Consider the following 21,659-nt stretch of genomic DNA (forward strand, 5'->3'; position numbering starts at 1 on the left):
AATTCGATTATCCTTTTTGATTTGCAGCTTCTTCGATTGCATGCGGCAGGTAAAATTTATACATTTTATAGCCGCCCCAAATACTGAATAGGCCAACGAAGATGAAAACGGCAGCGATGATATAAGTGATGGTCGTGTGGAATAGAAAAAGCTGATTGATTCCGAATAGTGCGACAAACGCACCAAGGGCAATGGATGACTTCCCTGAAATCCACTTTTTCTCCATCGGCATTCTGGTTCGGACCGATTTGATTTTATAAAACAGATAGACCCCTAGTGAAAGAACAATCAAGGTGACAAGAATAGGCATCGTTTGAAATTCCCCCAATTTAACATATGTACCTTTTTATTGTAGCGGGAAATGAAAGAGAATGCCACAGTAAACAAGATGAGTCTTCCTATTTCCCCAATTTTTTGATTAAATGAAATATATCATCTTTATTAGGCTCGATGATACATATGTGAAGGGGAGATCTATATGAAAGCTGAAATATTAGCAGATATAAAGCGTTATGATACTATCATTCTCCATCGTCATGTCCGTCCAGATCCGGACGCTTATGGTTCACAGGGGGGATTGGCGGAAATCCTGAAAGCATCTTTCCCCGAAAAGCGAATTTTTACGGTCGGGAAAGAAGAACCGTCATTGAATTACTTAAGAAGGCTCGATGAGATTTCGGATGAAACATATCAAGGTGCTTTGGTCATCGTTTGTGATACCGCAAATACGGACCGGATTTGTGATGCACGGTACACGACGGGGGATAAACTGATTAAGATCGATCATCATCCTAATGAAGATCCATATGGGGATATGCGTTGGGTCGATACATCCTCAAGTTCCACAAGTGAAATGATTTATGAGTTTTACCAGTTCGGTAAAGAACAGGGCTTGAAGATGAGTGATGAAGCGGCACGCCTTCTATATGCAGGCATTGTTGGCGATACAGGTCGTTTCCTATTCCAAAGTACGACTGAAAAGACATTTGCCTATGCCAGTGAATTGATTCACTATTCGTTCTCCCGCCCGCAGTTATATCAGGAGATGTATGACGTCGAGGAAAGCATAGTACGGTTGAATGGCTATGTGCTGCAGCATTTTGAAATCCTTCCATATGGAACGGGGAAAATGATCATCACAAAAGATATACTTGAAAAATTCCATGCTTCTACATCTGAGGCATCCCAGCTCGTTTCCTCGCTCGGTTCGATTAAAAATGTTAAGTCATGGGTCTTTTTCATTGAGGAAGATAAAGAAATCAGAGTCCGTTTCCGTTCTAAAGGACCAATCATCAATACGATTGCCCGTAAATATAACGGGGGAGGCCACCCGCTTGCGGCAGGAGCTTCGATCCATTCTTGGGATGAAGTGGATAATATCCTTGCCGACATGGAAGAGTTGAATAAAGCGGAATGAAAAAATTTAAAGACCAAATCGCATATGATTTGGTCTTTAAATTTGGTAGAAATCAATTAAGCCAAGATCTAAGAAGTAGTCCTTTTTAATTTGATTTCAATATTCATTTTCGTATAAAACATGATTTCAACGACTTCAAGTTGATAGCGCTTTTTATTGATGGTTACGATCTTATTTTCTATGGATTTTTTCAAAAGCACCTTTCCATCATAGACACTGGCGACATCTTTGGCGAGAAGAGAGGAAAGGTTGTCTTCAATCACATCCTCCGCTTCTGCAATACTCAGCCGATCCAGACTGTATTTTTCATTCGTAATGGTTACTTCCACTTCCTGAATCGTCAGGATCTCCTCGTTTTTCTGGTTCAATTTTTTATAATCCTGCTCCCAAATTGCGATTTTCCCGTTTAAATCCTTGATCTCTTCTCTTTGTTCGTGAAGGGTCCGGATCTGCTTCTCCTGCTGGACACCATGCATATAAAAGAAAATCACCCAGCTGATCAATCCGCCAATTGCGGCTCCGGCAAAAAAACGCTGCCAGGTGGGAGACCGGTGATAGGGAGGAATCCTCATGATGAAATATGCTCCTGCGTGAACCAGTTTATGATCAGTGCTCCTGTCTGTGCTCCGCCAAGTGCAGATAGAATCAATAGGACCTGCTTGACTATATCCTTCGTTTCTCCGTGGAAAATACCGCGTTCGAAATTATAGACCATATCGAAAGTACCCCCGATTGCAGCGACAATCGCCCAAATACGAAGGCTGTCCGACAGCCGGAATACAGTCGTCATCGGGGCTTGTCCAGTAAAAAAAGCGGCGAGGCCCCCGATTATCGATCCGCCAAGTAATACGCCAAGCGCTATGAAAAAGCTGTTGAGAAAGGCTGGAACAAAGGCTTCATTCATATATCATCATCCTTTTTTGCTTGATATTCTTCTATTCCATTTATATGGGAAGTTCAGAGGTAATATGATAGTCGTCGGAAATCAGGAAGTTAAATTGCATTGGTAATGAGAACATATTTTCTTTTTTTGAAATAAACACTATAATGAAAAGAAACATGCCTTACAAAGGTGGGAGAAAAAACGTGTATACTCATCTCCATATTCAGAGCGGATACAGCCTGCTGACAAGTACGGTGAAGATTACTGAACTTGTGGCCAAAGCGAAAGCGGATGGCTGTAAAAGTCTTGCCTTAACCGATCGAAATGTTATGTACGGTTCGGTCTATTTTTATAAAGAATGCAAGAGACAGGGGATAAAGCCGATCATCGGCATACTTGCGGATGTCCTTGATGAACGGGAATCGGCACATGGACTTCTTTTATTGGCAAAAAGTCTCCAAGGATATCAAAACCTGCTTAAAATAAGCAGTGCAATAAAAACTAAATCCTCGTCAGGCATTCCAATGAATTGGCTTAAAGCCTATTCCCGGGGCTTGATTGCAATCACACCGGGTGCGGAGGGGCAAATAGAAACGCTATTGAGAGAAGAAAATCCTGAAGAAGCCAAACAGGCAGCAGGACGATTTCTGCAAATTTTTGGTCATGATAACTTTTATGTATCCATACAGAGACTTTCAATTGCGGATGAGGAAAAGGGTAACGAAGCTATAAGTCAGCTGGCGAGAGATTTAGAGATAAAGATTGTCGCGACAAATCCGGTCTATTATTTGAACGAAAGCGATGCACTCGCTCATGAAGTCTTATTGGCGATTGGAAATGGCGACAAGCTGGCGGATGAGACGCATACGGTTCTTGAATCCGATCAATTTTATTTGAAAAGTCGGGCTCAGATGGCAGAACTATTCCATGACAGACCGGATGCACTCGAAAATACACTACATATTGACGCGCAATGCAATCTGGAAATTCCATTTCATCGTTCACTGATGCCTAAGTACCCTACTGAAGATGGAGTCACAGCCGAGGAAATGCTCGAAGCCATCTGTTTCCAAGGGCTGAAGAAAAGATTGCCGGAGCCATCCATTCAATATGAAGAGCGCCTACGATATGAATTGGATATCATCACCAAGATGAAATTCAGCGATTACTTTTTAATCGTTTGGGATTTCATGAAATTCGCTAAGGACCATCAAATCCTGACTGGTCCTGGAAGGGGGTCGGCGGCAGGATCGATGGTCGCTTATGTGCTGTCGATAACGGATGTCGATCCAATCGAACATTCCTTGCTGTTCGAGCGTTTCCTGAATCCAGAGCGTGTCTCGATGCCGGATATCGACATTGACTTTCCGGATAACCGCCGTGAAGAAGTGATTGCCTATGTCGCGAAGAAATACGGGGAACTTCATGTAGCACAAATCATTACCTTCGGAACATTGGCTGCCAAGGCTGCGTTAAGGGACACAGGACGTGTTTTCGGCTTGAATTCAAAGGAACAGGAAGCGGTATCGAAAATGATTCCAGGCCGTCTGGGCATCACGCTTCCCGAGGCTTTCAAGGAATCGAAAAAGCTCAGGGAATTCGTTAATGAGAGTGACCTGAACCAAAAACTTTTTCAAACCGCGTTATTGCTTGAAGGTCTGCCTCGCCATGCTTCGACACATGCTGCCGGCGTCGTCATCAGCGACCAGGCACTGACCGAGCATATCCCGATTCAAGGAGGGCATGACGGCATCCATCTGACTCAATATCCAATGGATCTTCTCGAAGAACTGGGACTTCTTAAAATGGATTTTCTTGGACTCCGCAATTTAACGCTCATCGATAATATTTTAAATAACATCAAAAAGGGAACGGGGAAAAAGCTGGACTTGTCCCATATCCCGATGGATGACCCCGAGACGCTGGCCCTTTTAGGGAGAGGTGAAACCACCGGAGTGTTTCAATTTGAATCGGATGGCATCCGAAAGGTTTTGATCAAGCTGAAACCTAACCGATTCGAGGATATCGTCGCGGTCAATGCCCTATATCGTCCAGGTCCGATGGAAAATATTCCGCTGTTCATCGAGCGAAAACATGGACTGGCACCGATTGATTACCTGCACGAGGATTTGAAGGATATCCTCGAGCCGACATACGGGGTCATCGTTTATCAAGAACAAATCATGCAAATTGCCTCACGCTTAGCCGGTTTTTCATTAGGGGAGGCTGACCTGCTCCGTCGTGCAGTTTCGAAGAAGAAGAAGGATGTTCTGGATCAAGAGAGGCAGCATTTCGTGAGCGGCTCATTGAAACAAGGATACTCCGAAAAAACGGCAGATGAGATATATTCCTTGATTGTCCGCTTCGCTAACTATGGATTCAACCGAAGCCATGCGGTGGCGTATAGTTTCATCGCTTATCAGCTGGGTTACTTGAAAACCCACCATCCGGAATATTTCATGGCAGCACTCCTGACATCGGTCGTCGGGAATGATGAAAAGATTTCGCAATATATCCGTGAAGCAAAAAAGAAAGGGATAATGGTTTTGACTCCCTCGATTAACCGGAGCGGTTACCCGTTTTTACCGGAAAAGGAAGGGATCCGTTATAGCCTTGGAGCCATAAAAGGGATAGGCGGAACGGTCCTAAAAGAAATCTTTGCTGCGAGGCGGCAGAAGAAGTTCGCTGATTTATTCGATTTCTGTTTGCGCGTTTCGGGGAAAATCGTAAATAGAAAAGTGTTGGAGGCGCTTGTACATTCAGGTGCATTTGATGAATTCGGTGAAGACCGGGCAACATTGTTGGCGAGCTTGGACGTAGCGATCAATCATACGGAATTGGTTAATCCAGATGATGACCTATTCGATATGTTTTCGGATGGCGAGTTTTCACTCAAACCGAAATACAACCGGGTCGAGCCTATCCCTATTGAGCACAAACTCTCGTTGGAAAAAAGCGCATTGGGGCTTTATCTATCGAATCATCCTGTGACAAGCTACAGAGAACTTTTTCAGCACTTCGGCTGTTTGACCATAGAGGAAGCTACCAATAAAAAGGAATCAAAAGTCTTACTTGGCGCATACATTACGTCGGTTAAAACCATAAGGACAAAAAAGGGCGATGTGATGGCTTTCTTGAGCGTTAGTGATGAAGAGGGGGATATTGAAGCGGTCGTTTTCCCAAATGTTTATAAAAACCACTCCGCCGACTTGAATCACGGACAACTCGTTATGCTGCAAGGGACATTGGAAGAACGGGATGGAAAAACACAGCTCCTGATCAGGAACGTATACCCGCTTGAAAAAGTGAAGCAGATGAAAGAGGAAAAAAACGGAACGATATTCCTGAAAATTGAGGCTGGCAAGCAAACGAAGGATACACTGCAAAAAATAAAAAAAATTTTAATGCAGCATAGCGGTGAAACCAAGGTCATGCTTTTTTACGAGAGGGAAAACCGCTATGTACAGCTATCTTATTGGGATTGGGTCAATCCTACCGATAGTCTAATGCAGGCACTATTTGACTTGGTTGGAAAAGGGAATGTGGTTTACAAGAAAGAATAACTGTTTTACAACTTTAATAGTTATGTTATATTGAGAACAGGCCGCTGTGGTCTGACCACTAGATTTCAGCATATAAGATTTGGTATACCCAATTTGTTTTAGGAGTGAAACTATGACATTAAGAGAAGAAGCATTACATATGCACCGCTTGAATCAAGGAAAATTAGAAACAGTATCGAAAGTACCGGTAAGGAATGCAGTAGATTTAAGCCTGGCTTATTCTCCTGGTGTCGCAGAACCGTGTAAAGATATTTACGATAAGCCGGAAACCGTTTATGACTATACAATGAAGGGGAATACTGTTGCCGTTATTTCTGATGGAACGGCTGTGTTGGGACTTGGAAACATCGGTCCGGAAGCTGCTATGCCGGTTATGGAAGGAAAAGCCGTTTTATTTAAAAGCTTCGCTGGAGTGGACGCTTTCCCAATCTGTTTAAAAACGACGGATGTGGACAAAATTGTAGAGACCGTTAAATTACTCGAACCGACTTTCGGTGGAGTGAACTTAGAGGACATAGCTGCACCAAATTGTTTTGAAATTGAAGAACGCCTCAAGAAAGAAATGAATATCCCTGTTTTTCATGATGATCAGCACGGTACAGCCATTGTTACTGTTGCCGGTCTTGTAAACGCGTTACGACTTGTGAATAAATCAATGTCGGAAATTAAAGTGGTAGCGAATGGAGCAGGCGCTGCGGGCATTGCCATCATTAAATTGCTTTATAGCTATGGAGTTCGTGACATTATCATGTGTGATACGAAGGGTGCCATTTATGAGGGCCGTTCGACAGGTATGAATGATACAAAAGAACAAGTGGCGAAAGTGACCAATCGAAATAAGGTTTCAGGACCTTTGGAAACTGTCATTCAAAACGCTGATGTATTTATAGGAGTTTCTGCCGCAGGTGCATTGACAAAAGAAATGGTTTCTTCGATGAATCGGGATGCGATCATTTTTGCGATGGCTAATCCAGATCCGGAAATCATGCCGGAAGAAGCGAAAGCAGCGGGTGCCAAGGTTGTTGGAACAGGCCGTTCGGACTTCCCGAATCAGGTCAATAACGTCCTTGCTTTCCCAGGGATTTTCCGTGGGGCATTAGATGTACGTGCGACTCATATCAATGAAAAAATGAAGGTTGCTGCAGTACAAGCCATTGCCGGTTTAATACAGGAACATGAGTTAAACGAAGACTACGTTATCCCTGCTCCATTTGATGAGAGGGTAGCACCTGCCGTTGCGGCTGCTGTTGCCAAGGCAGCGATGGAAACGGGAGTGGCTAGAATTAATGTGGATCCCGAGGAAATTAAAGAAAAAACAAGGAAATTAGCGATCATTGGAAAAAGTGAGGAATAATTAATTTGGCAGGTCGTACTTCTTCATCCAAAATTTATCTCGATGTCGTTGAGAGCCTACGTAGCATGATTGAAGCGGACAGCCTCCTGCCGGGAGATAAAATCCCATCAGAACGGGAGTTATCGGATCGTTTTAATGTTGGCCGTTCCTCTGTCCGTGAAGCATTGCGTGCCTTAGAGCTATTAGGATTAATAGAAACAAGGCGTGGTGAAGGGACGTTTATCAGGGATTTCCAGGAGCATAAGCTAGTCGAGCTTCTGGGAACCTTTTTTTTGCAAGATAAAAAAGTACAAGAAGATTTGTCTGAGACGAAAAGGCTGATTGAAATTGACTGTTTGCGGATCGTTGCCTTTTTCGCTACGGCTGAAGATATCAAAAGATTAATGGCCTGGGTCAAAGCGGATGAGTTTCATGATGATGATTTCTTCTTAAGAATTGCCATTTTGAATCGCAATCGTTTGCTGGAAAGAATTTGGCGCATTGTCAACAGCTATGCTAGAACATCAGAGATGGTACAGGGTAATGTGAAAAAAGAAGATTATCTGGCACTTCTTACATATTTGCTCGAACGTGATGAAGAAAAAGCCATCGAAACGTATCTTATTAGAATTAGAAATATGTCGAAGGACGAGTGACACCTTTTTACACGATACTAATTTTATTTCTGATATAGTTTGTACCAAGTATCATAAAATAGATAATTGGTGGTAAAGGGAGGATTAAGCTTGCTTAAAGAGCTATTTGCGAAGTCTAAGAAGAAATATGCAACGGTTCCTTTAGATCGGGAGAAACAAGATGTACCAGAAGGAATCATGACAAAGTGCACCGGCTGTAAAAAAATCATGTATACAAAAGAATTGGTGAAAAACAAGAAAGTCTGTCTGCATTGCGGGTACCACCATCCGATGTCTTCTCATGAGCGCATCGAATTTTTATTCGACGCGGGCAGTTTTAATGAATTTGATAAAGAAATGATTTCAGTTAACCCGCTTGAATTTCCGGATTACTTGGATAAATTGGAAAAAGACAAAAAGAAAGCCAAGATTAATGAGGCTGTTGTCACAGGAGTGGGAAGCATTAATGGGTACCAAGTTTCATCAGCCATCATGGATTCGAATTTCCGGATGGGAAGCATGGGATCCGTTGTTGGGGAAAAAATTACCCGTGCTATTGAACGTGCAGCTGAATTGAAGATTCCGTTCATCATATTTACGGCATCAGGCGGCGCTCGGATGCAGGAGGGTGTTTTAAGCTTGATGCAGATGGCAAAGACAAGTGCAGCACTCAAGATGTTCAGCAATGAAGGCGGACTGATCATTTCAATGATGACCCATCCTACCACAGGTGGGGTTTCGGCAAGTTTCGCGTCACTTGGCGATATTAATCTAGCCGAACCTGGAGCCCTAATTGGTTTTGCGGGCCGAAGAATCATTGAACAGACGATCCATGAAGAGCTTCCTGAAGATTTCCAAACCGCTGAATTCTTGATGAAGCACGGCCAATTGGATGCGGTCGTCAAACGTACGGAAATGAAGGAAACATTGACGACGATCCTTAAAATCCATGCCCCGGGCGGTGAATGGTTATGATTTATGAATTAGAGTTCGAGCGTCCCGTTACGGACCTGAGAAATAAGATTAAAGAGCTAAAGGCAATTTCGAAGGATGCTGATGTAGACCTTACAGCTGAAATCGAAACATTGGAAAAGCGTTTAGAGAAGCTGGAAGTGGATATTTATAATCATCTAAAACCGTGGGATCGTGTTCAGATTGCCCGGCATCCAGCCCGTCCGACGACGCTTGATTACATTCCGCTATTATTCAATGACTTCATCGAGTTTCATGGGGATCGTTATTATGGGGATGATGAAGCGATTGTCGCTGGAATCGCAGAATTTAATGGACTTGCCGTGACTGTCATCGGTCATCAACGAGGTAAGGATACGAAGGAAAACATCCGTCGTAACTTTGGCATGCCCCATCCTGAAGGCTATCGAAAAGCTTTGCGTCTGATGAAACAGGCGGAAAAATTTAACCGGCCGATTATTTGTTTCATTGATACGAAGGGAGCTTTCCCTGGTAAAGCTGCTGAAGAGCGCGGGCAAAGTGAAGCCATTGCGAAAAACCTTTTCGAAATGGCAGGGCTGAAGGTGCCGGTCATCAGTATTGTCATCGGTGAAGGCGGAAGCGGCGGTGCATTGGCACTTGGTGTCGGAGACCGAATTTTCATGCTTGAGAACTCAACATATTCGGTAATTTCCCCTGAGGGAGCTGCAGCCTTGCTTTGGAAGGATGCTTCTCAGGCTAAGAGGGCTGCGGAATCGATGAAAATCACGGCTCCCGACTTAAACCGCTTAGGAGTAATCGATGAGATCATTCCTGAAGTGAGGGGCGGCGCCCACCGGGATTCAAATTTACAGGCTGAAGCCATCAAGGAAATCCTGAAACGTTCATTCAATGAACTTCTGCCATTGAATAGTGATGATCTTATCAACCAGCGTTATATGAAATTCAAGAAAATCGGTGAATATGAATTTGCAAAACAACCTGAGGGCGAACCTAAGGAAGTGGAACAGCATTCATAAACAGATTTTGCAAAAGGAAAAACGTGCTGCCTGGGGCAACACGTTTTTTCATCCTTTCATGGGCGCATATGTATTCATTATCGAAACGAGTAAAGAATATGGTTTGTGTGTAGAATGTAAACTTTTACGCCATTTTACTTCAATTTCTGAAGATAATCGGTTAGGCTTATAACATCAAGTGTGCATAAGTGAAACAGTTACTGCTTATTGAAGCTTGAAAAAGGGTACAATGAAATAACGAAGCTTAAAATTGATTAGTGCTGTAGAGAGGTGACATTTATGAAAAGAATAGGTGTATTGACAAGTGGAGGAGATTCTCCAGGCATGAATGCGGCAGTCCGAGCAGTTGTCCGGAAAGCGATTTTTCATGAAATGGAGGTCTTCGGAATTTATCATGGCTATCATGGTCTGATAAATGGAAATATAAAGAAGCTTGAACTTGGGTCGGTCGGGGATATCATTCATAGAGGCGGCACAATGTTACATACGGCTCGCTGTCCGGAATTTAAGACGGAGGAAGGCCAGCTAAAAGCGATTGAACAATTGAATAAACTTGGTATCGAGGGCATTGTCATAATTGGTGGCGATGGTTCTTACCGCGGAGCGAAAGCTTTAACGGAAAGGGGTTTCCCTTGTATCGGAGTTCCTGGAACGATTGATAATGATATACCGGGTACGGACTTTACCATTGGTTTCGATACGGCCCTGAATACAGTCATCGATGCTATCGATAAAATTCGGGATACGGCCACTTCTCATGAAAGGACTTATGTGGTTGAAGTGATGGGAAGAGATGCCGGCGATATCGCGCTTTGGGCTGGATTGGCTGGCGGAGCTGAAACGATTCTTTGTCCTGAATATGAATATGATATAGAAGAACTGATTGGGAAGCTGAACCGCGGACATGACCGTGGGAAAAAGCACAGTATCATCATTGTAGCTGAAGGTGTTGGAAGTGCCGTTGATATTTCCAGGAAAATTGAGGCGAAAGCAGGATTTGAAACCCGTGTAACGGTCCTGGGCCATGTTCAGCGCGGAGGATCTCCCTCGGCAAATGACAGGGTATTGGCAAGCCGGCTTGGAGCAAGAGCCGTTGAATTGCTTCTTGAAGGAAAAGGAGGCAGGGCTGTCGGGATAGAACAAAATCAACTTGTTGATTATGATATCATCGAAGCTCTTGCTAAACCGCATACAATTGACAAGAAGATGTATGATTTATCCTCTGAGCTATCCATTTAATCATATTCACCGATAGGAATTGCTTTTTAAAGAATTGGGTATTAAAAGAAGACATAAAACACTGCGCCCCTGTCTTCAAAAGGTGGACAGGCGGCGAGTTTTCCTTAAAGGAGGATGACACGATGCGTAAAACCAAGATTGTTTGTACGATTGGCCCCGCAAGTGAAAGTATAGAAAAGCTGGTTCAATTAATAGAAGCGGGGATGAATGTAGCACGGCTTAACTTTTCTCACGGAAATCATGAAGAACATGCCGCTAGAATCCGCAATATCAGAGAAGCGAGCGAAAAAGTGGGTAAACAGGTTGCCATCCTGTTAGATACAAAAGGACCTGAAATACGGACGAATAATATGGAAAATGATTCTATGGAGCTTGTAGCCGGCAATGAAGTCATTATTTCCATGAATGAAGTCCTGGGAACACCTGAAAAATTCTCCATTACCTATGAAGGGCTTCTGCATGATGTCCACCCAGGATCTAAAATCCTTTTGGATGATGGATTGATCGGGCTTGAAGTGTTGAAGATAGATCAGGTAAGAAAAGAAATCCATACCAAGATCTTGAATAGCGGTACACTTAAGAACAAAAAAGGCGTGAATGTTCCTGGGGTTTCGGTAAACCTGCCTGGCATAACGGAGAAAGATGAACAGGATATCCTTTTTGGAATCGAACAGGGTGTCGACTTCATTGCTGCCTCATTTGTACGCAGGGCTTCCGACGTGCTTGAAGTTAGTGAATTATTACAGCAAAATGGAGCGGAACATATTCAAATCATCCCTAAAATCGAAAATCAAGAGGGCGTAGACCGTCTTGATGAAATTTTGGAAGTTTCAGATGGTTTGATGGTAGCACGTGGAGACTTGGGAGTGGAAATTCCTGCAGAAGAAGTGCCATTAGTCCAAAAACAAATGATCAAAAAATGTAATAATGCTGGGAAACCAGTCATAACGGCTACACAAATGCTCGATTCGATGCAGCGTAACCCAAGGCCGACCCGTGCAGAAGCAAGTGACGTGGCCAATGCCATATTTGATGGAACGGATGCAATCATGCTTTCTGGTGAAACAGCTGCTGGAACCTATCCTGTCGAAGCGGTGCAAACGATGCATAACATTGCTTCACGTGCTGAAACTGCCCTCGATTATCGGGATATATTATCAGTCAGAAGCAAAGTGAACCGTCATAATGTCACTGATGCTATTGGACAATCCGTTGCCCACACCGCGCTTAATCTTAATGCAGGGGCAATCATCACCCCTACAGAAAGCGGTCATACGGCAAGGATGATTTCCAAATACCGCCCTAAAGCACCGATCATTGCGGTTACATCCAATGATCATGTTACAAGAGGGCTTGCATTGGTTTGGGGAGTCTATCCGCAGATTGGTCCAAAAGCAACGACTACCGATGAAATGCTTCAAACCGCAATAGATGAAAGCTTGCATTCTGGCTTAGTTTCCCATGGGGATTTAGTCGTCATTACGGCCGGTGTGCCTGTAGGTGAAACAGGTACGACTAACTTGATGAAAATTCATGTGTTAGGAGAGGTTCTTTTGAAAGCTCAAGGAATCGGCAGGAAATCAGCTAAAGGTGAAGTGGTTATCGCTAAGAATGCCAAGGAAGCTTTGGAAAAAGTGACGGAAGGCTCTGTATTGGTTACGATCGGTTCGGACCGCGAAATGATGCCGGCGATTGAAAAGTGTGCGGCCTTGATTACGGAAGAAGGCGGTTTGACAAGCCATGCAGCTGTTGTAGGAGTCACATTGGGCATACCGGTCATCGTTGGGGCGGAAGACGCGACCAAGGTTTTCAAGGATGGTCAAAGAATAACAGTCGATGCAGGTCGTGGAGTCATTTATGATGGACATGCCAACGTACTGTAAAACGAAATTTTGGCTGATTCCGTGCCAATGAGGTAAGATGGATGTACCGCACCAGAAATGGGCTGTGCAGGAGGAATGTAGATGAAATATTTTTTAATGTTTATCATTGCGATGCCGGTCGTTGAAATTATTGTCCTTTTGCTGTCAGGCAATCTGATTGGTTTTTGGCCAACGCTGTTCCTGATTGTAGCCACAGGTTTGATCGGAGCCTATTTGGCTAAACGGCAAGGGATGGAAACATGGAAAAAGGCACAGGAACAGATTCGTTACGGAATGATGCCAGGAAATGAAATCATTGATGGAATCTGTATCTTTATCGGAGCTGCACTTTTGCTGTCCCCTGGGCTCATCTCGGATATCATGGGATTGATCCTTGTGTTTCCGCCAACCCGGAATCTCCTCAAACCGATTGTTATCCGGTTTATCATGAACAGGATGAATAAAGGGAAAGTTACCATCATTCGGCATAAATAATATACGGCTGTCTAAAGGCTCAAGCTTTTAGGCAGCCTTTTTGGTCTGGAAAAAAGGTCAACAAAAGCATCCAAGTTTTTTATAGGGTGCTTTTTTTGCTTTTCATTGAAATGAGAGCTTCAATGTAAATCGGGTTTTGCCTGTTTCATCATTAAATGATGAATTCCACGAGAGTGAAAAAGTGTATAATAACAGGATTTTTAAACTATTAAGCCCTTGGAAACATTGGTAAATCTGGCTTTTCCGTGCTTAAAAATCTTTTTTTAGATTTTTTAGAAAAAACTGGTGACAAATTTATACAACGTGTTATATAATACAAACAGGAAATAAAACAACTGTATTATAACATATAAAAGTTGGAAAGGATGTGGAGAGGCAACATGATTACGGAAGCAAAAGGCTTACAAATTACAGGCAACATTAAGCCAGGATATGAACAAATACTTACAGCGGAAGCTCTTCAATTCATCGAAAGAATTGAACGGCATTTCAGTGGAAGAAGGGCAGAACTCCTAGAACGGCGGAAAAGCGTTCAGGAAGAACTGAATCAAGGCAAGCTTCCTGATTTCCTTGAAGAAACGAAGCATATTCGTGAAAGTGATTGGACGATTGAGCCCCTCCCGAATGATTTGCAAGACCGCAGGGTTGAAATCACTGGACCTGTCGATCGTAAAATGATCATTAATGCCATGAACTCAGGTGCCAATGTATTCATGGCGGACTTTGAAGATGCCAATTCACCCACTTGGGAGAATTGCATTGATGGTCAATTGAATTTGCGCGATGCAATCCGCGGAACCATTTCATTTAAAAATCCAAATGGCAAAGTGTATGAGTTAAATGAAAGAACAGCTGTCCTAAAGGTAAGGCCACGCGGCTGGCATTTGGAGGAAAAACATGTCCTTTTAGATGGACAGCCTATATCAGCCAGCATTTTTGACTTTGGACTGTACTTTTACCACAATGCAAAAGCATTGGTCGAAAAACAAAGCGGTCCATACTTTTACTTACCAAAAATGGAAAGCCATCTCGAAGCAAGATTATGGAATGAAATATTCGTATATGCTCAGAACGATCTGAGAATTCCGCAAGGAACCATCAAGGCAACGGTCTTGATAGAAACGATTCTTGCTGCATTCGAAATGGACGAAATTCTGTACGAGCTGAAAGAACATTCGGCAGGCCTGAACTGTGGCCGCTGGGATTATATCTTTAGTTTCCTGAAAAAATTCCGTCACTCGGATGATGTTATCTTCCCAGACCGGCAGCAGGTCACGATGACCGTCCCGAACATGAGGGCGTATTCCTTACTGGCAATCAAAACATGTCACACTCGTAATGCTCCTGCAATTGGCGGGATGGCCGCGCAAATTCCTGTTAAAAATGACCCGGTTAAGAACGATGAGGCTTTTGCGAAAGTCCGGGCAGATAAAGAACGCGAAGCAAGAGACGGTCATGATGGAACATGGGTTGCCCACCCGGGTATGGTGAGCACGGCAAAAGAGGTTTTTGACCTGCTCGTCGCAAAACCGAATCAAATTTTCCGAAAACGGGAAGATGTCCATGTAACAGCTCAAGAGTTGCTGGCTGTACCGGAAGGAACGATCACAGAGGCAGGATTAAGGACGAATATTAACGTAGGCATTCAATATATCGCCTCTTGGTTAAGCGGCAGAGGTGCGGCACCCATCAATAACTTAATGGAAGATGCTGCAACCGCTGAAATTTCAAGGGCTCAAGTTTGGCAATGGATTCGTCATCCAAAAGGCATTCTCGAAGATGGCAGAAAAATAACCAAGGAATTATTCCATCAAATCAAAGAAGAAGAAGTGGCGGTCATTAAATCGGAAGTAGGGGAAGAAACTTTCAAATCAGGAAAGTTTGAAGAGTCTACTAAACTATTTGAACAATTGATTGAAGCGGATGACTTTGCAGATTTCTTAACCAACGCGGCATACGAAAAATTATCTTAATATTCAAAAAATATATTATAAATCAGGAGGAAATAAAGATGATGAATGAGAGAGCGCAAAAATTACAACAAAGCTGGGAAAATGACTCACGGTGGACTGGTATTAAACGTCCTTATACGGCAGAAGAAGTGATTAAACTAAGAGGTTCCATCGATATTGAACAAACATTGGCACGCCGTGGTTCTGAAAAACTATGGAATCTATTGAATACAGAGGATTTCATCAACGCATTAGGAGCATTGACTGGTAACCAAGCCATGCAGCAGGTGAAAGCTGGTTTAAAAGCAATCTACTTAAGCGGCTGGCAAGTGGCGGCAGATGCAAACATTGCAGGGCAAATGTACCCTGACCAAAGTTTATATCCAGCCAACTCCGTGCCGCAAGTAGTTAAACGCATTAATCAGACACTTCAGCGTGCAGACCAAATCAGCTTTGCTGAGGGAAAAAATGATATCGATTGGTTCGCTCCAATCGTGGCGGATGCTGAAGCAGGCTTTGGCGGTTCCCTTAACGTTTTCGAATTAATGAAAGGCATGATCGAAGCTGGAGCGGCAGGCGTTCACTTTGAAGACCAGCTTTCTTCCGAGAAAAAATGTGGTCACCTAGGCGGTAAAGTCCTTCTTCCAACCCAAACGGCAGTACGTAATTTAGTTTCCGCCCGATTGGCAGCCGACGTAATGGGTACACCGACTATCTTGATTGCCCGTACGGATGCTGATGCTGCAGATTTAATCACCGATGATATTGATCCCGTCGATGCACCATTCATCACTGGTGAAAGGACCCCAGAAGGATTCTACCGCACGAATGCAGGTCTTGACCAAGCAATTGCAAGAGGCCTTGCTTATGCGCCGTATGCCGACCTTATCTGGTGTGAGACTTCTGAACCTAATCTAGCGGATGCTCGCCGCTTTGCCGAAGCGATCCATGCAGAGTTCCCGGGCAAACTGCTTGCTTACAATTGTTCTCCATCATTTAACTGGAAAGCGAAATTAAGTGATGAAGAGATTGCCAATTATCAAGTGGAATTGGGTAAATTGGGTTATAAATTCCAATTCGTTACACTTGCAGGCTTCCACTCATTGAATCACAGCATGTTCAACCTTGCTCTTGGTTATAAAGATCGCGGCATGGCTGCATACTCAGAACTTCAACAAGCGGAGTTCGCTAGTGAGCCCGACGGCTATACAGCAACACGTCATCAGCGTGAAGTGGGAACTGGTTACTTTGATGAAGTGGCACAAGTCGTTTCTGGTGGAACATCATCCACAACAGCACTTGCAGGTTCTACTGAAACAGAACAATTCGAGACGTCAAAATAATTTTAGCTTAAAACCAAAAATCCGCCTTGTAGCCGAGGCGGATTTTTAAATGGAAATGGGTGAATGCTAATAGATGTCTGGATTAACTTAAGTGGTTTTCTTTGTATCTCCGATGATGAAAGTCCATATGGCTTTGAAGACATTTGCACGCTGAAGTGTATTGAATATGACAAGTACGACAGGTCCTGCAATCAGCCCTAGGAAACCGATCAATTTGAAGCCGATGAACAAGGCGATGAGAGTGGCAAGCGGATCCAAACCAATACTGGAAGAAAGTACTTTTGGCTCTATTAACTGACGCTGGACAACGACGATTATGTAAAGGACGGACAAACCGATTGCAAGACTTGTATTCCCGGCGATGAATTCAAAGATGATCCAAGGTATGAAAATCGTACCTGTCCCTAAATAGGGAATGATATCGACCAGTCCACATATCAGGGCAATGGTAATTGAGTAATTCACCCCCAAAATGAGAAATCCGATTAAAATCGTGACAGTCGTCAATGAAACAAGAGTGAATTGTGCACGGATAAACCCGAACAAAGCCCGTTTTAAGTCCCAAAATAAACGCTTGGCACCCGCAAAAATCTTATCAGGCAACACTTTTCCGGTCATGCGGCCAAAGGTATCCCAATCTTTGCTGATGAAGAAAGTGCCCAGCAGGGTAAAAAGGAGTGCTGTTGCTGTAGTTGGAAACCATCCGATGATTGTGGGGATGTTCTTCAAGAAAGCTTGAATGAAGCCGCTTACTCCGGTAGTGATGGATTCACCGATATTTTGGATATTCTTGAGGACTGTGTCTTGCTGTTCGATATCCAAATTATTGAACATGGCAGCTATTTGATTATATAAAGGGATGACGGTGGAAGCGATATATGTTTCTATATAATCCACGATGGTTTCAATGTGTTTCGGGATGACTCCGGCAAGGTAGTTGGTCCCTGAAATGATTTCGGTAACCAGTAAGGTGATAAGACCCGCAAATAAAAGGAAAATGAGTAAAAGGGAAACGAATACAGCCAACCCCCGTGGCAGCCTTCCTTTCCTTTCGAAAAAAGTGACCAGGGGATTCATCAAGAAAGCGATTATCAGGGCAATGATGAATGGATATGTATATTTAGATAAATAAAACAAGGCAATTCCACCTAAAATTATCCCTCCGACGACCAGTAAAGAGCGAATGAAACGATACATATATACCGGATTCAAGTCATATCCTCCTTCAATCATAAAGTTTGTATTATAATTGTAACGATGATGGAAAAGAAAGGAAAGATTCTTTCATCTTTCGGCTTAACTTTTTTCCGCCGATGCATCGTTCCATAAATCATTTTTCTCCTAGGAAATAGGGGAGTTTGTTATGTTAAAATAACAAAAACAGAAGGAAGAAGGTGTAGGGATATTGATCAACGGTCCTGTTGTATTTTTAATTCTGCTTGCTGCAATCGGTTGGTTTGGGAAAAATACCTCACTGATCATGGCTGCAGGTTTTCTTTTAAGCATGAAACTGATTGGCCTCGACGCTAAAGTGTTTCCATACCTGGAAGCGAAAGGAATCAACCTGGGCGTTACGATCATTACGATTTCCGTACTAATACCCATAGCAAACGGGGCGATAGGTTTCAAGGAACTTGGAGACGCGATAAAATCTCCTTATGCCTGGATTGCGCTTGCATCAGGAATAGCGGTTGCTCTCATAGCAAAAAATGGGATTACGCTCCTATCACATGATCCTCATATTACCACGGCTCTTGTTTTTGGGACGATTCTGGCGGTCGCATTATTCAAAGGTGTGGCTGTCGGTCCGTTAATCGGGGCGGGAATTGCTTATTTATGCATGCAGATATTCAATTTTTTTAAATGAAGAGAGTCGCAAAGGGTAGAAAAGTCCGTCAGTACTGGGAATGTAAATTTTCTATTTAATGTTTCGTTTATTCTGCTTTGAGGCAAATTTTCAAAAAAACGTTTTGAATCGCATTAAAAAAAGCAAGAGAATATGTAGCTAATTTTTCTAATAAAATAATAATTTTTTCACATTTTAAGTGCTTTTCATTCCCAAAAAAGTGTTTATTGTTTATAATAATCATGTAACTGCTCTGATTTATTAAAATTGGGATTCAGAATATCATTGATATTTTTGAGGAATCTTAAAAAAAGATGTAGTTATTGAGCAAGCGCTCACTAGGAATAGCTACAAGCATTATTTTTAGAATTTCTTATTAAAGATTATCGTACATTTTACTATTGTTGGGGTCATATTCTGTGAACGCTTCCAATACAAGATGTATGTCTTCTGCTAAAAAATAGATGGTTGTTTACAATAGCTAATTTCTTGGAAGCGCTATATTTATACGCTAATAGCAAGGGCATAGGGGAATATTTAGGAAAAGGAGAGATTTAGTATGACAGCAACAAAAGGTCTTGAAGGTGTGGTAGCAACAACTTCATCAGTAAGCTCCATTATCGATGACACATTAACGTATGTAGGTTATGACATCGATGATTTGGCTTCAAACGCAACATTCGAGGAAGTAATCTATCTTTTATGGCACGGAGCTCTTCCGAACAAAAGCCAACTAGAAGAATTAACTAAACAACTTGCTGAAAATGCTGAAATTCCAGCTGAAGTGGTTAATCACTTCAAAACATACCCAATTGATAAAGTACATCCAATGGGAGCTCTTCGCACTGCAGTATCTCTTCTTGGTCTTTATGATGAAGAAGCAGATGTGATGAGTGAAGAAGCTAACTATCGTAAAGCAATCCGCATCCAAGCAAAAATCCCTACATTGGTAACAACTTTCGCTCGCATCCGTCAAGGGAAAGAAGCTGTTGCTCCACGTACAGATTTAAGCTTTGCTGCAAACTTCTTATATATGTTAAGCGGTAACGAACCAACGGCAATCGAAGAAGAAGCATTCAACAAAGCATTGGTTCTTCATGCTGACCATGAATTAAACGCTTCTACATTCACTGCACGCGTTTGTGTGGCTACATTATCTGATATCTATTCTGGCGTAACTTCTGCCATCGGCGCTTTAAAAGGCCCACTTCACGGCGGAGCTAACGAACAAGTCATGAAAATGCTTACAGACATTGGTTCAGTTGATAACGTTGAGCCATATATCAACGAAAAATTAGCCAATAAAGAAAAAATCATGGGCTTTGGCCACCGTGTATACCGTAAAGGTGATCCTCGTGCTAAACACCTTAAAGAAATGTCACAAAAACTGACTGAACTTACTGGACAACCGCAATATTATGATATGTCCATCAAAATTCATGAAATCGTGACTGGTCAAAAAAATCTTCCGCCGAACGTGGATTTCTATTCTGCTTCCGTATACCACAGTTTAGGTATCGAACATGACCTATTTACACCAATCTTTGCTGTAAGCCGTGCTTCAGGCTGGATCGCTCATATCCTTGAGCAATATTCAAACAACCGCCTTATCCGTCCGCGTGCAGAGTATGTTGGACCAGGTATGCAAAAATACGTACCGATTGAAAAACGCTAATTAAAAGTTTTTTCTAAAAATCATTTTTTATTTCATCGAATTTGTAGTAAATTAATAGATGTGAGTAAAAAAGGTTAGTGGTTCTGCCTCATTTAATGGCAGGCCATCTAACCTTTGAATTTGAATCGGAGGTAAGAGACATGACACAAAGCCAAAAAATCACAGTTACTAACGGTGCTCTTAACGTACCAAACAACCCAATCGTTCCTTATATTGAGGGAGACGGAATCGGTCCTGATATCTGGGCTGCAGCATCCCGCGTTTTAGACGCAGCAGTTGAAAAAGCTTACAATGGCGAAAAGAAAATCGAATGGAAAGAAGTTTTAGCTGGACAAAAAGCATTTGACCAAACGGGCGAATGGCTTCCACAAGAAACTCTTGATGTCATTAACGAATATCTAATCGCTATTAAAGGACCTCTTACAACTCCAATCGGTGGCGGTATCCGCTCATTGAACGTTGCATTGCGTCAAGTATTGGACTTATTCGTATGTCTTCGTCCAGTACGTTACTTTGATGGTGTACCTTCACCAGTTAAACGTCCAGAAGACACTGACATGGTCATCTTCCGTGAAAACACTGAAGACATCTATGCTGGTATCGAATATGCAAAAGGTTCTGACGAAGCTAAGAAATTAATCGAATTCCTACAAAATGAATTCGCTGTTCAAAACATTCGTTTCCCTGAAACTTCAGGTATCGGAATCAAACCGATTTCCGAAGAAGGAACAAAACGTCTTGTTCGCGCTGCACTTAACTATGCGATCAAAGAAGGCCGTAAGTCATTAACGCTTGTTCATAAAGGTAACATCATGAAATTCACGGAAGGTGCATTCAAAACTTGGGGTTATGAAGTTGCAGAACAAGAATTCGCCGATAAAGTGTTCACATGGAACCAATATGACAAAATTAAAGATGCTGAAGGCACTGAAGCTGCTAACAAAGCACAATCTGCTGCTGAAGCTGAAGGCAAAATCATCGTTAAAGATTCCATTGCTGATATCTTCTTACAACAAATTCTGACTCGTCCTAAAGAGTTTGATGTTGTTGCAACAATGAACTTGAACGGAGATTACATTTCTGATGCATTAGCTGCACAAGTTGGCGGAATCGGTATCGCTCCAGGAGCAAACATCAACTACGAAACTGGACATGCCATCTTCGAAGCAACTCACGGAACGGCTCCTAAATATGCTGGTCTTGATAAAGTTAACCCATCTTCAGTCCTTCTTTCAGGCGTTCTTTTACTTGAGCACCTTGGCTGGAACGAAGCTGCAAACAGCATCACTAAATCAGTGGAACAAACAATCGCTTCTAAAGTTGTTACATACGACTTTGCCCGCCTAATGGAAGGTGCAACAGAAGTTAAATGTTCTGAGTTCGCTGACGAGCTTATCAAAAACCTTAAATAATTCATTATATGCTTTCTGGAAAAGTGCCTGAACG

General features: G+C 42.7%; 18 protein-coding genes. 14 read left to right on the plus strand and 4 right to left on the minus strand.

All coding sequences use genetic code 11. The features are described 5' to 3' along the window. Positions 1 to 7 precede the first annotated feature (7 nt). The gene (locus BS1321_RS19795) at positions 8 to 310 is read right to left on the minus strand and encodes a YtpI family protein (RefSeq protein ID WP_034309143.1); all 303 of its coding nucleotides are present in this window, start codon (positions 308 to 310) and stop codon (positions 8 to 10) included. Between the two features lie 168 nt (positions 311 to 478). On the opposite strand from BS1321_RS19795, the gene BS1321_RS19800 reads away from it, so the two are divergent. Further along, positions 479 to 1,417 (plus strand): DHH family phosphoesterase, encoded by a 939-nt coding sequence (locus BS1321_RS19800; protein ID WP_063232719.1) that lies wholly within the window; start codon positions 479 to 481, stop codon positions 1,415 to 1,417. 68 nt (positions 1,418 to 1,485) lie between these two features. On the opposite strand, the gene ytrI is transcribed toward BS1321_RS19800, so the two are convergent. Together ytrI and ytrH are read right to left on the minus strand one after the other, a co-directional pair. Then, positions 1,486 to 1,989 carry a sporulation membrane protein YtrI gene (gene ytrI / locus BS1321_RS19805; protein WP_063232720.1) on the minus strand — a complete coding sequence of 168 codons (504 nt, stop codon included), beginning with the start codon at positions 1,987 to 1,989 and terminating at the stop codon, positions 1,486 to 1,488. Beyond that, complete coding sequence (ytrH, locus tag BS1321_RS19810) at positions 1,986 to 2,321, minus strand: sporulation membrane protein YtrH (RefSeq protein ID WP_063232721.1); 336 nt, start codon at positions 2,319 to 2,321, stop codon at positions 1,986 to 1,988. Before ytrH ends, ytrI begins: the two co-directional genes overlap by 4 nt. Before the next feature lie 182 nt (positions 2,322 to 2,503). On the opposite strand from ytrH, the gene dnaE reads away from it, so the two are divergent. The 10 genes from dnaE (at position 2,504) to aceA (ending at position 16,692) form a co-directional block, all read left to right on the plus strand. Then, complete coding sequence (gene dnaE, locus BS1321_RS19815; protein WP_311621469.1) at positions 2,504 to 5,863, plus strand: DNA polymerase III subunit alpha; 3,360 nt, start codon at positions 2,504 to 2,506, stop codon at positions 5,861 to 5,863. A 112-nt stretch (positions 5,864 to 5,975) separates the two neighbouring features. Next, on the plus strand, positions 5,976 to 7,217 hold the full coding sequence (gene ystJ, locus BS1321_RS19820) for an NADP-dependent malic enzyme (protein WP_063232723.1): 1,242 nt from the start codon (positions 5,976 to 5,978) through the stop codon (positions 7,215 to 7,217). Positions 7,218 to 7,222: 5 nt separating this feature from the next. Then, positions 7,223 to 7,852 carry a FadR/GntR family transcriptional regulator gene (locus BS1321_RS19825; RefSeq protein WP_094246639.1) on the plus strand — a complete coding sequence of 210 codons (630 nt, stop codon included), beginning with the start codon at positions 7,223 to 7,225 and terminating at the stop codon, positions 7,850 to 7,852. 90 nt (positions 7,853 to 7,942) lie between these two features. Then, positions 7,943 to 8,806 (plus strand): acetyl-CoA carboxylase, carboxyltransferase subunit beta, encoded by an 864-nt coding sequence (gene accD, locus BS1321_RS19830; protein ID WP_063232724.1) that lies wholly within the window; start codon positions 7,943 to 7,945, stop codon positions 8,804 to 8,806. Beyond that, positions 8,803 to 9,801, plus strand: coding sequence for an acetyl-CoA carboxylase carboxyl transferase subunit alpha (gene accA / locus BS1321_RS19835; RefSeq protein WP_063232725.1), 999 nt, complete (start codon positions 8,803 to 8,805; stop codon positions 9,799 to 9,801). Before accD ends, accA begins: the two co-directional genes overlap by 4 nt. A 279-nt stretch (positions 9,802 to 10,080) precedes the next feature. Next, a complete protein-coding gene (gene pfkA, locus BS1321_RS19840) occupies positions 10,081 to 11,040 on the plus strand; it encodes a 6-phosphofructokinase (protein WP_063232726.1) in 960 nt (319 codons plus the stop codon). Between the two features lie 122 nt (positions 11,041 to 11,162). Beyond that, entirely contained in the window at positions 11,163 to 12,923 is a 1,761-nt protein-coding gene (gene pyk / locus BS1321_RS19845) for a pyruvate kinase (protein WP_063232727.1), read from the plus strand. An 81-nt stretch (positions 12,924 to 13,004) separates the two neighbouring features. After that, positions 13,005 to 13,397: an FxsA family protein gene (locus BS1321_RS19850; protein ID WP_034309123.1), complete on the plus strand. Its 393-nt coding sequence runs from the start codon at positions 13,005 to 13,007 to the stop codon at positions 13,395 to 13,397. 380 nt (positions 13,398 to 13,777) lie between these two features. Continuing rightward, a complete protein-coding gene (aceB, locus tag BS1321_RS19855; protein WP_063232728.1) occupies positions 13,778 to 15,370 on the plus strand; it encodes a malate synthase A in 1,593 nt (530 codons plus the stop codon). Between the two features lie 38 nt (positions 15,371 to 15,408). Further along, complete coding sequence (gene aceA / locus BS1321_RS19860) at positions 15,409 to 16,692, plus strand: isocitrate lyase (protein WP_063232729.1); 1,284 nt, start codon at positions 15,409 to 15,411, stop codon at positions 16,690 to 16,692. Positions 16,693 to 16,779: 87 nt separating this feature from the next. Here aceA and ytvI read toward each other — a convergent pair whose 3' ends face one another. Then, the gene (gene ytvI, locus BS1321_RS19865; protein ID WP_063232730.1) at positions 16,780 to 17,904 is read right to left on the minus strand and encodes a sporulation integral membrane protein YtvI; all 1,125 of its coding nucleotides are present in this window, start codon (positions 17,902 to 17,904) and stop codon (positions 16,780 to 16,782) included. 193 nt (positions 17,905 to 18,097) lie between these two features. Here ytvI and BS1321_RS19870 point away from each other — a divergent pair, with 193 nt between their 5' ends. The 3 genes from BS1321_RS19870 to icd all read left to right on the plus strand — a co-directional run bounded on the left by BS1321_RS19870 (position 18,098) and on the right by icd (position 21,625). Then, positions 18,098 to 18,559: a DUF441 domain-containing protein gene (locus BS1321_RS19870; RefSeq protein WP_034309113.1), complete on the plus strand. Its 462-nt coding sequence runs from the start codon at positions 18,098 to 18,100 to the stop codon at positions 18,557 to 18,559. A 538-nt stretch (positions 18,560 to 19,097) separates the two neighbouring features. Then, positions 19,098 to 20,213, plus strand: a complete 1,116-nt coding sequence (gene citZ, locus BS1321_RS19875) for a citrate synthase (protein WP_063232731.1) — start codon at positions 19,098 to 19,100, stop codon at positions 20,211 to 20,213. Positions 20,214 to 20,353: 140 nt separating this feature from the next. Beyond that, positions 20,354 to 21,625 carry an NADP-dependent isocitrate dehydrogenase gene (icd, locus tag BS1321_RS19880; RefSeq protein WP_063232732.1) on the plus strand — a complete coding sequence of 424 codons (1,272 nt, stop codon included), beginning with the start codon at positions 20,354 to 20,356 and terminating at the stop codon, positions 21,623 to 21,625. Positions 21,626 to 21,659 lie beyond the last annotated feature (34 nt).

Origin of the sequence: Peribacillus simplex NBRC 15720 = DSM 1321, assembly GCF_002243645.1 — a bacterium.
Classification (GTDB): domain Bacteria; phylum Bacillota; class Bacilli; order Bacillales; family DSM-1321; genus Peribacillus; species Peribacillus simplex.